The 14,505-nt window shown below is 44.9% G+C and carries 13 protein-coding genes and 1 pseudogene; all 14 read left to right on the top strand.

The features are described 5' to 3' along the window. The first annotated feature begins 63 nt into the window (after positions 1 to 63). The 14 genes and pseudogenes from pth to R8389_RS06230 all read left to right on the top strand — a co-directional run bounded on the left by pth (position 64) and on the right by R8389_RS06230 (position 14,389). A complete protein-coding gene (pth, locus tag R8389_RS06290) occupies positions 64 to 630 on the top strand; it encodes an aminoacyl-tRNA hydrolase (protein WP_317637176.1) in 567 nt (188 codons plus the stop codon). Position 631: 1 nt separating this feature from the next. Beyond that, positions 632 to 4,123 (top strand): transcription-repair coupling factor, encoded by a 3,492-nt coding sequence (gene mfd / locus R8389_RS06285; protein ID WP_317637175.1) that lies wholly within the window; start codon positions 632 to 634, stop codon positions 4,121 to 4,123. Positions 4,124 to 4,138: 15 nt separating this feature from the next. Continuing rightward, positions 4,139 to 4,381: an RNA-binding S4 domain-containing protein gene (locus tag R8389_RS06280; RefSeq protein WP_317637174.1), complete on the top strand. Its 243-nt coding sequence runs from the start codon at positions 4,139 to 4,141 to the stop codon at positions 4,379 to 4,381. A 78-nt stretch (positions 4,382 to 4,459) separates the two neighbouring features. Continuing rightward, the gene (locus R8389_RS06275; RefSeq protein ID WP_317638259.1) at positions 4,460 to 4,837 is read left to right on the top strand and encodes an FtsB family cell division protein; all 378 of its coding nucleotides are present in this window, start codon (positions 4,460 to 4,462) and stop codon (positions 4,835 to 4,837) included. Next, positions 4,837 to 5,202 carry a S1 RNA-binding domain-containing protein gene (locus R8389_RS06270; protein ID WP_317637173.1) on the top strand — a complete coding sequence of 122 codons (366 nt, stop codon included), beginning with the start codon at positions 4,837 to 4,839 and terminating at the stop codon, positions 5,200 to 5,202. The genes R8389_RS06275 and R8389_RS06270 overlap by 1 nt, the downstream gene beginning before the upstream one ends. Then, positions 5,192 to 6,451 (top strand): tRNA lysidine(34) synthetase TilS, encoded by a 1,260-nt coding sequence (gene tilS, locus R8389_RS06265; protein WP_317637172.1) that lies wholly within the window; start codon positions 5,192 to 5,194, stop codon positions 6,449 to 6,451. Before R8389_RS06270 ends, tilS begins: the two co-directional genes overlap by 11 nt. 86 nt (positions 6,452 to 6,537) lie before the next feature. Continuing rightward, entirely contained in the window at positions 6,538 to 8,766 is a 2,229-nt protein-coding gene (gene ftsH / locus R8389_RS06260; protein ID WP_317637171.1) for an ATP-dependent zinc metalloprotease FtsH, read from the top strand. 51 nt (positions 8,767 to 8,817) lie between these two features. Next, the gene (gene hslO / locus R8389_RS06255) at positions 8,818 to 9,699 is read left to right on the top strand and encodes an Hsp33 family molecular chaperone HslO (protein ID WP_317637170.1); all 882 of its coding nucleotides are present in this window, start codon (positions 8,818 to 8,820) and stop codon (positions 9,697 to 9,699) included. A 9-nt stretch (positions 9,700 to 9,708) separates the two neighbouring features. Next, positions 9,709 to 9,834 (top strand): annotated as a pseudogene (locus tag R8389_RS07885) (hypothetical protein); the annotation flags it as partial. 21 nt (positions 9,835 to 9,855) lie between these two features. Continuing rightward, positions 9,856 to 10,035, top strand: coding sequence for a hypothetical protein (locus tag R8389_RS06250; protein WP_317637169.1), 180 nt, complete (start codon positions 9,856 to 9,858; stop codon positions 10,033 to 10,035). Positions 10,036 to 10,125: 90 nt separating this feature from the next. Further along, positions 10,126 to 10,752: a histidine phosphatase family protein gene (locus R8389_RS06245; RefSeq protein ID WP_317637168.1), complete on the top strand. Its 627-nt coding sequence runs from the start codon at positions 10,126 to 10,128 to the stop codon at positions 10,750 to 10,752. A gap of 79 nt (positions 10,753 to 10,831) precedes the next feature. Then, a complete protein-coding gene (dusB, locus tag R8389_RS06240) occupies positions 10,832 to 11,854 on the top strand; it encodes a tRNA dihydrouridine synthase DusB (RefSeq protein ID WP_317637167.1) in 1,023 nt (340 codons plus the stop codon). Between the two features lie 14 nt (positions 11,855 to 11,868). Continuing rightward, a complete protein-coding gene (gene lysS, locus R8389_RS06235; RefSeq protein WP_317637166.1) occupies positions 11,869 to 13,410 on the top strand; it encodes a lysine--tRNA ligase in 1,542 nt (513 codons plus the stop codon). Between the two features lie 178 nt (positions 13,411 to 13,588). Continuing rightward, positions 13,589 to 14,389: a helix-turn-helix domain-containing protein gene (locus R8389_RS06230; RefSeq protein WP_317637165.1), complete on the top strand. Its 801-nt coding sequence runs from the start codon at positions 13,589 to 13,591 to the stop codon at positions 14,387 to 14,389. Positions 14,390 to 14,505: the final 116 nt, after the last annotated feature.

Below are 14,505 nucleotides of genomic sequence, written 5' to 3'. Positions count from 1 at the left end.
TGCTGCAATTGAACTGGCCTGAGTGTGCTATCATTAATACGACTAAAAATAAGGGGAAATTTGATGAAAATAGTAGCAGGCCTGGGCAATCCAGGTAAAAAGTACGATGGTACCAAGCACAATACTGGTTTTATGGCGCTAGATCGGTATCTAACAGAAAATGGCATCCAGCTGGATCGCGAAAAGTTCACAGGTAAGTATTGTAAACAAGTGATTAACGGCACCCCCGTCATTCTGCTTGAGCCATTAACTTATATGAATGAATCGGGGCGCGCTGTTGCCCAATTTGCGCGTTTTTTCAAAGTTGCACCGCAGGATATCCTGATCATCCATGATGATATGGACATGCCACTAGGCAAAATTCGCATTCGAGCCAATGGCAAATCCGGTGGTCATAATGGGATCAAAAGTATTATCCGTGACTTAGGCTCAAGTGACTTTAACCGCCTTAAAATCGGTATTCGTCACCCCGATAATGCTAGTGCAGCAGCGGTTGTTTCCTGGGTTCTTTCCCGCTTCGACCAGGACCAGCAAAAGCTGATGGATGCGGCCTTTGATACTGCCAGCAACGTAATTGGTGACTTTATTGCCGGAAAAAGTAGCCAAGATTTGATGAATCAATACAATTAAAATGCGTTTAACCAAGCTGATTGCTAAAGACCGTGACCTGGCCAGTTTCATTGCCAAGACGGTCAAAGTTGAAAACTCGTTAATCACGGGCGCCAATGCCGGTGCTTTTAGTCTGCTCTTAAAACAAATAGTGACTACACTTGACCGTCCACTGATCTTAATTGAAGAAAATGAAAATAAGGCTCAAAAACTTTTCAGTGAGTTAGTTGCAGTGATGCCAGTTGGCAGTGTACAGCTCTTTCCGGTAGACACAACAATTGCCACGCAGACCGCAGTCAGTTCGCCGGATGAATTAAGCAGCCGCATTCAAGCACTCAACTTTTTGTTAAGTCAGCGGCAGGGGATTGTGGTGACGGTACCGCAAGGCTTGCAGTACAAGTTATCGCAACCTGAAGACTATGCAGCTACTAAACGTGCGTTAAAGCCGGGAGCTGAATATGTTTTAGCTGAGCTGGCCAGCTGGCTAGTTGGTGCGGGTTACCAACGGGAAAATTTGGTGGCCAAACCGGGCGAATTTGCGTTGCGGGGGGATATTTTAGATATTTACCCATTAGACCGTGAAAATCCGGTCAGAATTGAATTTTTTGGCGATGAGGTTGATACGGTTAAGGAGTTTGACCTAGCCAGTCAGCGTAGCCAAAAAGAACTAGACCAAGTTGTGGTGTCAGCGGCTCAAGACCGGATTTTTCAGGAGAGCGACTTCAAGCGCGCGGCGGCGGCAATTACGCAGGCGATGGCAGCAGCCCCGGCTCCAGCCAAGGCAGTCCAAGAGCATTTTGCCCAAGTTGTTGATGACTTGCAAAACGCAACGCTGCCGCAAAATTATGCTTTTTTAGTTGACTACCTAATTGCGCAACCGAGTACTCTACTCGATTATTTGGGGCAAGATGGTTTGGTTATGCTTGATGACTGGCCACTAATCGATCAAGCGGTGCAGACGGTTGACCAACAGAATGCTGGCTTTGTTGATGATGAACTCAAAACGGGCGCAATGCTTCCAGGGCAGGAACTGCGGACGAACTTTTCGCAAACATGGTCTGGTGATCAGCACCATCATATTTACTTTTCACTTTTTCAGCGGAGTATTGGTCGGATTCGGTTGGGGCAGTTATTTGACTGGCCGACGCGGCAGCCCGAACAATTCTTTAGTCAGCTGCCCTTGTTGAAGACAGAACTGGCTTCTTACCAAAAGAAGGGGCAGACTGTCATCTTGCAGGCTGATAATGCCAAAAGAGCAAGACAAATTAACCAGACTTTGACGGAATTTGGGTTAGAAGTGCCAATAGTTGAGCCAGATCAACTGACTGAAGGCCAAACGCAGATTATGGTCGGTGCTTTTGCCAGCGGCTTTACCCTACCTAATAACAACTTAGTCTACTTGACTGAACACGAATTATTTAATAAAACTACCCACCACACTCGCAGGATTAAAACGCTGGAAAATGCCCAACGGTTGCGCAGTTACACGGAACTCAAGCCTGGCGACTATGTTGTCCATGTGAATCATGGTATTGGTCGCTTTGAAGGGATTAAAACACTAGAAAATAACGGCCTTAAGCGCGATTATATTACCATCACTTACCAGCATGGTGACCAGCTGTTTGTACCAGCTGACCAGTTGAAGTTGGTGCAAAAGTATGTGGCCTCAGAGGGGAAGCGACCACACGTTAACAAGTTGGGTGGCAGCGAGTGGGCCAAAACCAAACATAAGGTACAATCCAAGGTCGAAGATATTGCTGATGACCTGATTGATTTGTATGCCAAGCGTGAAGCAGAAAAGGGTTACGCCTATGCTGCAGATGATGAATTGCAGCACCAGTTTGAAGACGCCTTCCCTTATGTAGAAACTCCTGACCAGTTGCGGTCAATCGCTGAAGTTAAGCACGATATGGAACAAGCGCGGCCGATGGATCGCTTACTGGTTGGGGATGTTGGCTTTGGTAAAACTGAGGTAGCTTTGCGCGCTGCCTTCAAGGCAATCGAGGCTGGCAAGCAAGTTGCTTTTTTGGTGCCAACGACCATTTTAGCCCAGCAGCATTATGAAACAATTGTGGACAGGTTCAAAAATTTCCCGGTTAACTATGCAGTTTTGTCACGCTTTCAAACGATCGCCGAAGCTAAAGAAATTGTTCATAGGCTGGAGCTTGGTGAGCTTGATCTGGTGGTTGGAACTCACCGCCTCTTGTCTAAGGATGTTCAGTTCAAGGACTTGGGACTGTTAATTGTTGATGAAGAGCAGCGCTTTGGCGTTAAACATAAAGAGCGACTAAAAGAGCTCAAGGCTAATATCGACGTCTTAACTCTAACGGCAACGCCAATTCCGCGGACGTTACACATGTCAATGGTCGGCGTGCGCGACTTATCGGTAATGGAGACGCCGCCAGCGAATCGCTATCCCATCCAGACTTATGTAATGGAACAGCTTCCCAGCGTCATCAAGGATGCCTGCCTGCGGGAGATGCAACGCGCTGGCCAGGTCTTTTACTTGCACAACCGGATTGGTGATATTGAAGATGTAGTTACTGAATTGCAAAAGCTGCTGCCTACTGCCCGCATTGCCAGCGTCCATGGCCGGATGAGTAAGAATCAGATGGAAGACATTCTTTACCGGTTTTTAAACCGAGAATTTGACGTCTTAGTAACAACAACCATCATTGAAACGGGCATTGACATGCCGAACGTTAATACGATGATTGTTGAAAATGCTGACCACTACGGCCTAAGTCAGTTATATCAGCTACGCGGCCGGATTGGCCGAAGTGCGCGTTTGGCTTATGCATACTTCCTCTATCAACCTAATAAAGTTTTGACTGAAGTAGGCGAAAAGCGCCTGGAAGCAATCCGGGACTTTACCGAACTGGGTTCAGGCTTCAAGATTGCCATGCGCGATTTATCAATTCGCGGTGCTGGTAACATGCTTGGCGCTCAACAACACGGCTTCATCGATAGTGTTGGCTATGACCTCTACTCTCAAATGCTCGCTGATGCCATTAAAGACCGTCAGGGTAAGCCCAGACGGGCAAAGAGTAATGCTGAAATTGACTTGGGCCTTGAAGCCTATATTCCCAACAGCTACATTGCTGACCAAGAAGAAAAGATTGAATTTTACAAGAAAATTAAGGCAGCAGGGGTAGATGAAATTGCCCAAATTCAGGATGAATTGATTGACCGCTTTGGTGATTATCCTAAGCCCGTGGAAAACTTACTAGCTATTTCTCAGGTCAAAGCCGCTGCGGATTTAGCTCAGGTTCTGACCATGGTGAGGGCAAAGCAGCAAGTCAAAGTGGAGTTTCAAGTACAGGCATCCACGGAATTGACCGGACCAAATATTTTTAAGGCATTGGAACATGTCTCGTTCAAAACTAAAATCAATTTAACGCCGCAAAAGCGGTTAGTGGTATTGTTAGAATTACCAGCCGGACTGCAGACACGTAGCTTATTCAATGAATTGATGACCTTCATGACTGCAGTGACGGCCATTATTCAAAGATAATTAAAGAGGTAAAAAATGAGAATCGATAAATTTTTAAAAGTATCCCGTTTAGTTAAACGCCGGCCAATCGCTAAAGAAATGGCTGATCAGGGCCGCATTAAGGTGAACGACCGGGTAGTTAAGTCCAGCTATGAAATCAAGGTGGGCGATGTGATTGAGGTTGGCTATGGCTCTCGGCAAGTTAAGGCCAGAGTTTGTGAAGTGCGTGAAACCACCAAAAAGGCCGAGGCCAGTGAATTATATGAATTAATTGACTAATTTCGGGATAGGTAATGACTTTTAGAAAGGCCATTGTTATAATAAACCCAGTATTGTTTTAGTAAATAGAGGGTAAAAATCATGAAAGGACCACGTATCTATAACTCGCTTAGCCCGGAAGAACGGATGACGCGTTTAAGAAATAAAAAAGAAAAAAGAGCCAAAGAAGTACACCGGGTTCGGCGTAATCGTATTATCGCGGGTTTTGCGCTTTTGTTTATTTTTTTAGGTTGCCAAATTGTCTATGCACAACGGCAGACCAACCAGATTAATGAGCAAGTACAGGCTTCTAAACAGTCACTCAAGCAGATTAACGACCAAAAACGCACTTTGTCCGCTAAGCGTGATGACCTTAAAGATCCAGATTATGTTGCTAAGTTAGTGCGCTCTAAGTTCTTATATTCCAAGCCTAACGAGGTGGTCTATAATCTACCCGAGGGAAAAAATAACAATTAATGAGATATCAAGTTGGACAACGTCTTACTGGCGTCGTGAACAATGTTAGTGATTTGGGTGTTTTTTTAACGTTAGCCCATAATAAATCTGGCTTGATTCACTATAGTGACTTTGGTGATAATTGGCCCCGTGAGCGCCGTCGATATCAAGTTGGGCAGACTTTGCGCGTGGTGGTAAGCCAGATTAATCGCGGCAAAATAGGCTTGTCGCGAATGCGGGTCAATGATCCGGCCCTAATCGATCCTACTAACCAGTTTACGCAGATAACTGCGGTGAACTTTTTGCCGACGTTATCTCATACGGTAGAGAGCGCTCAAGTTGAAATTAAAAAACTAGAACAAGAACTGACTAAATATGCAAATTGAAGGTTTTTTTAAAGGCAGTGCAATCCCCCTATCAGATAAAACGCTGGTAGTTGCGACCAGTGGTGGTCCCGATTCAATGGCCTTACTTGACCTGCTCAATCAGCTAAAGCAAAAGTATCATTTTCAGCTGCTGGCCGCCCATTTCGACCATCAATTGAGACCCACTTCGCACTGCGAAAGCGCGACGCTGGCTAAGTATAGCCAGGATAAAGGAATCAAGGTTGTAGATGGCATCTGGCCCCAGCGCTTGCACCCAGATTCTGGACTTGAAGCAGCGGCTCGGCTGGCCCGCTATCAGTTTTTAGACCAGGTAATGGAGCAAAATGGTGGCGATTATTTGTTGACTGCACACCATCTCGACGACCTGGTTGAGAATATTTTGCTGAAGTTCATTCGCTCAGGTAATCCTAGTGAAATGAACAGTCTTAAAGCCATTGGCAGAATGCATGGCAAGTTATTGTTGCGGCCGCTTTTGACGGTTACTAAAACTGATCTGCTGAATTACGACCGGGAGAATAAGATTCCCTTTGTTGAAGATGAGTCTAATCAAGAAGATGACACGCAGCGCAATCGACTGCGCCATCATATTATTCCATTACTAAAGCAGGAAAATCCTCAGCTCACGCAGAGTGCCTTGCGCTTCAGCAAGCAGGTTGATTTAATGACCAGCCAAGTTGCACAGTCTTATGCCTCTTTGCCTCAGCCTACAAGTTTTCTGGCGGTGGCGTTGCGGTTGCCTCAAAGCGCGTTAGCGCATTTATCAGCTGACCAGCAAACCGGATACTGGCAGTACTTTATTTGGCAGAACTGGCACCGCCGAGTCAATGACCATTTAACTGGCTTTGAGCTGTTAACTTATCAGGGATACTTTTACCTGCTTAAACAGCGACCAACCTTCACGATTGCGCCGGCTGCAATTGAATTAGGGCACGAATTCTCCTATGGCCAGCGCCGTTTCATCCTTGTAAAGCAGGCCCGCACAGGCGGCCACTTGCTGGGCCAGTTTGTTGCCCCGCGTGCGGCGGCTTTCAAGGTTGGTCCGCTAAAACAGGGACAAAGACTACTGTTAAAGAATGGCCACCATGTCAAAAGCAAAAAGAAGTTCGCTCAAGCTGGGATACCCAACGCTTTGCGACCATACTGTTTGGCGATTTATGCCGACCAGCAAGTGGTCTTTGTGGAAGAGACATATCGTAATCAGCAGGCCGCTGCCGGTTTAGCAGAATATTACCTATATGTTGAGAATTAATAAGAAAATCTAAAATGTTAGAGCAAAGGTAGAATTTGTGATAAACTTTTATCGTATATCCTTTAGAGACTTTGCGGAGGTTTTTTATGAAGAATAACCGGAATCGGCTGTTTTCAAATGGCTTATTCTATATAGTTGTTTTCCTTGTCTTAATTGGCGGAATCAACTGGGCACTCGGCGGAAATGATAATTCTGGCCGCAGCGAGAATATTAGCTACTCAGAATTTGTGAAAGATTTGCGCCAAGGCAAAGTTAAGAATTTCAATGTTCAGCCTGCCAATGGCATCTATACTGTGTCAGGTAGCTATCGCCAGGCACAAGAAAGCCAAAGTAAGTCAAAGAATAGTTTTGACTTCTTTGGTGGTAAGACACAATCTAAGGTAGAACGTTTTTCAACTACAATGCTGCAAAATGATGCGAGTGTGTCTGATGTACAGGGTTTAGCTGAAAAAAGCAATACTAAGATGACCACTCAAGGAGAGTCGCAGTCGGGCAACTGGATTTCAACTGTGGTACTGCTTATTCCGACCGTGCTCTTTATCGTCATGCTCTGGATGATGATTAGCCAGAGCAGTGGCGGTGGTCGTGGTGGTAATGGCGGCGGCATTATGAATTTTGGCCGTTCGCATGTGAAGCCAGAAGATCCTAAGAAGAACAAGGTTCGTTTCTCGGATGTTGCTGGTGAAGAGGAAGAAAAGCAGGAGTTAGTCGAAGTTGTCGAGTTTTTAAAGAATCCGGCCAAGTTTACTAAGCTCGGGGCTAAGATTCCATCCGGGGTTCTACTTGAAGGCCCTCCAGGAACTGGTAAGACATTGCTTGCGCGTGCTGTTGCAGGTGAAGCTAATGTACCGTTCTTCTCAATTTCAGGTTCCGATTTCGTTGAAATGTTCGTCGGTGTTGGTGCCAGCCGTGTGCGTGACCTGTTTACTAATGCCAAAAAGAGTGCACCAAGTATTATCTTTATTGATGAAATCGATGCAATTGGTCGGCGTCGGGGTGGTAATGCCGCTGGTGGTGGTAATGATGAACGTGAGCAAACTCTGAACCAATTACTGGTTGAAATGGATGGTTTCCAAGGTAACGAAGGTGTAATCGTCATTGCAGCTACCAACCGTTCTGATGTTCTAGATCCAGCTTTACTGCGTCCAGGTCGCTTTGATCGAAAGGTCTTAGTTGGTAGTCCAGATGTTCGGGGACGGGAAGCGATTTTACGGGTCCATGCCAAAAATATGCCGTTGGCGGCTGACGTTGATCTAAAAGAAATTGCCCGTCAGACTCCAGGATTTGTTGGAGCTGACCTAGCTAACTTGTTGAACGAGGCGGCTTTGCTAGCAGCCCGGCGTGATGGATCGAAGATTGCAGCTGCTGACCTAGACGAGGCTGAAGATCGGGTAATCGCTGGTCCAGCCAAGAAGAACAGCTTGATTTCAAAGAAGGAAAGGCGCCGGGTCGCCTTCCACGAAGCAGGTCACTCGATCTGTGGGTTGGTACTAAGCGATTCACGGACGGTTCGCAAGGTGACAATTGTGCCTCACGGGCGTACTGGTGGCTACAACTTAATGTTGCCTAAAGATGACGAATTTTTGTTAACTAAAAAGCAGTTAATGGAACAAATTGTCGGTCTGATGGGTGGCCGCGCCGGTGAAGAAGTAGTGGTTGGCGACCAGTCAACTGGTGCTTCTAACGACTTTGAGCAGGCAACGCAGATTGCTCATAGCATGGTAGTAAATTATGGTATGACTGATTCCTTGGGCATGGTTGAACTTGAAAAAGAGGGTGAGTCCAATCCTTATGGTTTTAAGCCATACAGTGAGGCAACTGCCGCGAAGATTGACGAAGCCGTTAAAAAATTGCTTGACGAGGCCCACACCAAGGCCGTTGAAATTGTTGAAAATAATCGTGAAAAACATCAGATTATCGCAGAAGCCTTGCTGAAGTATGAAACTCTAGATGAAAAGCAGATTATGTCGCTTTACCAAACTGGTAAGATGCCAGAAAAAGCAGAGCAAGAATATCCAAGTGAGTCTAAAGCTTCAACTTATGAAGAGGCTAAGGCAGCTGCTGAGAAGAAAGCTACTACAGCAAATTCTGTAGAAGCACAAGAACTTAGAGATCAGGATGCGGCTACTGCTGAAAAGGCTGAAACACCTTTAGAGAAGAATCTAAAGACCGAAGAAAATAATCCGGAAAATCCAGAAAAACCTGCACGTCCTCACAGATCTGCAAATAGCTCTTCCGGCAAAACCACTTCTGCTCAGTCTGATGCTAAGCACAGTGAAACAGAATCTGATTCTAACCAAGATGACGATCAGTAAATTTAATAATGAATAGGGCCTAACCGGGCTCTATTTTTTTAGGAGAATAAGATGAGTGATTATTTAATTAAGGCCATTGATCAAAGTAAAAATTTGCGGCTATTAACAATTGTAGCCCCAGAGCTTGTCCAAGAAGCACAGACTAGACATGATACTTGGTCCGCTTCCTCGGCCGTGCTTGGCCGGACGCTGCTGGCAGGTGTGCTACTGGCGGGTGCTGAATTAACTGACCAAGAGGAGTTAACTGTACGTCTGCTTGGTGACGGTCCGGTGGGGCCGACTGTGGTAACGGCGCAGTCTGATTTAGCAGTCAAGGGCTACGTAAAAAATCCTCATATTGCCTTACCAGCAAAAGCAAACGGCCATATTGATGTAAAAACGGCAGTCGGTAAGGGGTGGCTCGAGGTGACTAAAGATCTTGGCCTGAAAGAGCCGTATACGGGGCAAGTCCCGATTATTTCAGGCGAAATTGCAGAAGATGTGGCTTACTACTTGACTAAGTCTGAACAGATTCCATCAGCGGTGGGATTGTCAGTCTTTGTTAAGCCTAATAATACGATTGGTGCAGCCGGTGGCTTTATGTTACAGGCTCTGCCGGGAGCTAGCGACAGTTTGATTACTAAGACAATTGAACGGATTAACGAGTTGCCGATTCTTTCGACTTCTTTTTTGGATGGAATGACCCCCGAACAGCTAGCAGTCAAAATCTTGGGGACAGATTGCAAGATTTTAGCTAAGGAATCGGTTGCTTATCAGTGTGATTGTTCCAAAGAAAAGTATGGTAAAATCTTAGCAACAATCAAAACACAGCAACTGGAAGAGATGATCAAAGAAGATCATGGTGCTGAACTAACCTGCAACTTTTGTGGAAAGAAGTACAACTTTTCTGAACAAGAGCTCGCAACTATCTTGACTAACCGGTCTAGCAACTAGGCTAAGTGGCTGATATCAATAAGGAAGGATAATGAACTTGGGTTAGATACCTTAATTAGCTCGGTTAATGAGCTGACCAGTAAAACCCCAGGTGATTTCAAAACCAAAATTTCAGGCGGTGAGGAACAAAAGATTCTTTTTTTACGGGCAATTGTGATGCAACCAGAGATCTTACTGCTAGACGAAATCACGAGTAACTTGGATGAAAAATCAATTGACCGGCTTTACAAGATGATTGTCAAGTATTTGCCACAAACAACTGTTATCAGCATTGTGCACCGAACAGCTGAACTCCAGTATTACGATGAGGTCGTTCGCCTGCCAGAAAACATGTAGCAGAGCTTTTTAGCCCCAAGGTCAGGTGGGCGGCAACAACCAACTTTGCTATAATAGAGAAGTTGAATTAGTAAATAAGGAGTGTAATTAATGCTAAATGTGTATATTGTGCGTCATGGTCAGACTGATACCAATAAGACCGATGCGATTAATGGTTCAGGAACCAACTTGCCCTTAAATCAAACCGGAATTAAGCAGGCTGAGACTTTACGTGACAGTTTTGATACTAGTAAGATTGACCATGTATATGCAAGTCCGCTGGCGCGCGCCCAGGAGACCGCGGAAATAGTTGACCAAGGCAGGCACCAGATTATCTTTGATGATCGTTTGAAAGAAATGGATTATGGTAACTGGGACGGTAAATCGATTGCCGAAATTCACGCCAATTATCCTCAGGTTTTTGATGAACTGGGCTATTTTACTGAAAATTATAGTGAATATTCCACTGGCGAAAGCTATGAACACCTAGGTGCACGCTTGCAAGACTTCTGGCAAGACCTTGTGCAGAAGCATGTGGATGAGTCTGTGATGGTTGTTTTTCATGGGACAGCTTCACGGGCATTGGTTCAAAAAATTCTGCAGGTACCAAGCATTGCGGCCATTGGTGAAGTGCAAAATGCTGGCGTAATCCATCTGGCAGTTGATGATTCTAGCAAGAAGGCCTTTTTGCGCTACTATAATCGGATCGCTCCTGGCAAATTTTTGCTTGAAAAGTAATTCGATCTACTTGGTAGCTTGATATTTTGCTTATCTGGGCCCTTTTGTTATGATATTAAAGGAATGAGAGGATGATTTGGTGGATAATAGCTGGAAGATTCGCGATATAACCATACCCAACCGAGTTGTTGTGGCCCCGATGGCTGGGGTGTCAAACTCGGCTTTTCGGTTAATTTGCAAAGAATTTGGTGCTGGGTTGGTAGTGTGCGAAATGATTTCCGATCATGGAATTATTTATCGCAATAAGAAGACAATGTCAATGATGAAAGTTGATCCGCGTGAGCACCCAATGAGTATTCAGATTTTTGGCGGATCAGAAGAAACGCTGCTAGAAGCAGCGCAGTACATCGACCAGCACACGGCAGCTGATATTATTGATATCAATCTGGGCTGTCCAGTTCCGAAAATCACTAAGACGGATGCTGGCTCTAAGTGGTTGCTTGATGCCAATAAGATCTACCAGATGGTGCACAAGGTTGTACAAAATGTGTCTAAGCCGGTTTCCGTAAAAATGCGGATAGGTTGGGATCGTAAACATATCTTTGCCGTCGAAAATGCCCTAGCTGCGCAAGAGGCGGGAGCAGCGATGATTGCAATGCATGGCAGAACGCGCAAGCAGATGTATCAGGGAGTAGCAGATTGGGAAACACTGCATGATGTTGCTCAGGTGCTTGACGTGCCGTTTGTGGCTAATGGTGATGTGGCTACGCCTGAACTGGCTGAAAAAGCCCTGAAGGAAATCGGCTGCACTGCTGTTATGGTCGGACGCGCCGCTTTAGGTAACCCGTGGATTTTAAAAGATATGGTGCACTACCTGGAAAGTGGTGAAAAGTTACCACCGCAGAGCGTGCGTGAGCGGGTTGCAACTGCTGAACATCAGCTACGCGGTCTGGTTGAACTGAAGGGCGAAAAAATCGCCGTGCCAGAATTTCGGCAACAAGCGGCCTATTACTTAAAGGGAATTCCCCGCTCGGCGCGGACCCGTGCTAAAATAAACGAAGTTTGGACTGCACAAGAAGTATATGATTTGCTGGATAACTTTGTTGAAGATCATGAAAAAAGGCAGGCTCAGCGCGCTGCTAGAACAGAAGCAAAAGTATAATGGAGGAAAAATAAGTGGCTAAAAATGAAATGAACGACCAATTGATTGTTCGCCGCCAAAAAATGGAAGAGCTGCGGGAAAAGGGCATTGAACCTTTTGGCATGAGGAAGTTTGACCGGCAAGACCTAGCTCGTACCTTGAATGAAAAATATCTTGGTGAAGACAAGGATGAGTTGAACGCGGAATTGCCTAAAACCAAGATTGCCGGCAGAATGCTGGCAAAAAGGGGCAAGGGTAAGGTCGGTTTTGCTGATCTTTATGACCGTACAGGCAAAGTGCAGATTTATGTGCGTAAGGATATGGTTGGCGAAGAAAACTATCAGATTTTCAAAAAAGCTGATATCGGTGACTTCTTGGGCATTGAAGGCGAAGTCATGAAGACAGACACGGGTGAATTGACGCTTCGTGCCCAACACATTACCTTCTTGTCGAAGGCCTTGCGGCCCCTGCCAGATAAGTATCATGGCCTGAAAGATGTCGAGCAGATCTACCGCCAACGTTACCTTGATCTGATTTCTAACCGGGCTAGTTACGAGCGTTTTGTTCATCGGACCAAGATTATTCAGGCAATCAGGGACTTCCTGAATGACAAAGATTTCTTGGAAGTCGAAACCCCTGTTTTGCACAATATTCCAGGCGGGGCTGAAGCTCGTCCCTTTATTTCCCACCACAATGCTCTCGACATTGACCTTTACATGAGAATTGCCCTTGAGCTGCCACTTAAGCGGCTAATTGTAGGTGACATGGAACGGGTTTACGAGATTGGCCGGGTCTTCAGAAATGAAGGACTAGATACCCACCATAATCCAGAATTCACCGAGTTGGAAACTTATGCTGCATACTGGGATTTCCACGACGTGATGGATGAGGCCGAGGGAATCATCCGCGCTGCCGCCAGCGTTGTTACTGACGATGGTAAGGTTACTTACCAGGGAACTGAGATTGACCTGGGTAAGCCGTTTAGGCGCGTGCATATGGTCGACCTCATTAAGGAAAAGACGGGTGTTGATTTTTGGCAGCAGATGAGTCTGGAAGAGGCAACACAAGTAGCCCGCGATCATAAGATTCAGGTTGAAAGTTTTTGGAACGTAGGCCACATCATTGATGCCTTCTTTGAGAAGTATTGTGAAGAAACAATCGTTGACCCGACCTTTGTCTACGGTCACCCAGTAGAGATTTCTCCGTTAGCGAAAAAGAACGCTGATGATCCTCGCTTCACTGACCGCTTTGAGATCTACATCATGGGTGAAGAGTATGGCAATGCCTTCTCTGAGCTCAATGATCCAGACGATCAACGTGAGCGTTTCGAGGCACAGATGGTTGAGCGTGAAGCTGGAAATGATGAAGCAGATATGATTGATGAGGACTATCTGCGGGCTATGGAATATGGTATGCCACCAACTGGCGGCCTTGGAATTGGGATCGACCGTCTGGTCATGCTCTTGACTGATGCGCCAGCAATCCGTGACGTCTTGCTCTTTCCGACGATGCGTCCTGAGAAGATTGAAGATATCGAACGCGAAGTGCAAGCAGATCTGGAACACAAAAACAAGTAATACTAGCTGATTGGCTAGCTAACAAAAAAGAGACTGAGGTCTCTTTTTTTGTATAATTTTTTATTAAAAGCAAGCGCTATTAATGTTGCTTATCTTTAAGCACATTAAGTTTAGCTGTCATTATTATTAGCAATCAGTTAAACTGGGGTTAGCAAATAACGTCATGAGGTGTAGGAAAATGACCATCGGTGAATTACTAAGAAAGTATCGTTTAACGCAAGCAAAAACTAAAAAAGAATGGGCGGGAACTGCACTCAGTCCGTCTTTTTATGCACGTGTAGAAAGAGGACTAAACAGAATTTCGGCAGAAGATCTGATTAGGCTATTGCATGCAAATAAAATTTCGGTAATAAAGTTTTTTGAACAGCTTGATCCACATGATTACCGCATAAGCAAAGAAGAACAGGCACTATATCTTGCTATTAACAAGGCGTATTATAGCGGGGCAAAAGCTGACTTGCTCAAGCTCTACGATAAAATTGTCCACAGCGATTTGTTGAATAATGAAGATCACCTAATGCTGATTGATATCTACTTGGCCATCATTGATGATGATTATACTAGCATTAATACCGCTACTCTAGAAAAACTAAAAGAACGAATCTTTGTTGTTGATAATTTTGATACAGAAACTCTTAACCTCTACTGCAAATGTATAGTTTTTTATAGCTTGGACGATAATTTAGTCATTGCCAAACGTGTGCTTGAACAAGTTAAAGACAATGATTCAATATCTAGCCAAAAATATGTTTTGGGAATAGTAATTAACATGTTGATTTTTTGTATTAAGGAGAAGCGTTATCAAGAAGCGAAATTCTTTGCTAACAGGGCCCAAGCATTTGCAACCACGCCGGAAATATACTTTTACAAGAATTTGCTATTGTTTTTTACTAGTTTGTTGAATTACCGTGAAAAATCAGAAAAAAATATTTGGACCAATGCCGCGACGTTATTCGCAATGTTGACCAGTCAGGTATGAGTAAATACAGCAGAGGACTTGAGGACTTTCTAGCAGAAAATAAATAAGATATTGACCTATTCATTGGTTAAAACTAGCATATTTACGCTAAAAGTAGTAAATATGCTAGTTTGGGA

It is taken from the genome of Lactobacillus xylocopicola (assembly GCF_033096005.1).
Taxonomy (GTDB): domain Bacteria; phylum Bacillota; class Bacilli; order Lactobacillales; family Lactobacillaceae; genus Lactobacillus; species Lactobacillus xylocopicola.
The sequence above is the reverse complement of the archived record's forward strand: the minus strand, read 5'-3'. Positions and strand labels throughout refer to the sequence as shown.

Excerpts from the sequence above, each read along its gene's own strand:
- pth (WP_317637176.1), top strand. The coding sequence starts at position 64 with ATGAAAATAGTAGCAGGCCTGGGCAATCCAGGTAAAAAGTACGATGGT.
- mfd (WP_317637175.1), top strand. The coding sequence starts at position 632 with ATGCGTTTAACCAAGCTGATTGCTAAAGACCGTGACCTGGCCAGTTTC.
- R8389_RS06280 (WP_317637174.1), top strand. The coding sequence starts at position 4,139 with ATGAGAATCGATAAATTTTTAAAAGTATCCCGTTTAGTTAAACGCCGG.
- R8389_RS06270 (WP_317637173.1), top strand. The coding sequence starts at position 4,837 with ATGAGATATCAAGTTGGACAACGTCTTACTGGCGTCGTGAACAATGTT.
- tilS (WP_317637172.1), top strand. The coding sequence starts at position 5,192 with ATGCAAATTGAAGGTTTTTTTAAAGGCAGTGCAATCCCCCTATCAGAT.
- ftsH (WP_317637171.1), top strand. The coding sequence starts at position 6,538 with ATGAAGAATAACCGGAATCGGCTGTTTTCAAATGGCTTATTCTATATA.
- hslO (WP_317637170.1), top strand. The coding sequence starts at position 8,818 with ATGAGTGATTATTTAATTAAGGCCATTGATCAAAGTAAAAATTTGCGG.
- R8389_RS06250 (WP_317637169.1), top strand. The coding sequence starts at position 9,856 with ATGCAACCAGAGATCTTACTGCTAGACGAAATCACGAGTAACTTGGAT.
- R8389_RS06245 (WP_317637168.1), top strand. The coding sequence starts at position 10,126 with ATGCTAAATGTGTATATTGTGCGTCATGGTCAGACTGATACCAATAAG.
- R8389_RS06230 (WP_317637165.1), top strand. The coding sequence starts at position 13,589 with ATGACCATCGGTGAATTACTAAGAAAGTATCGTTTAACGCAAGCAAAA.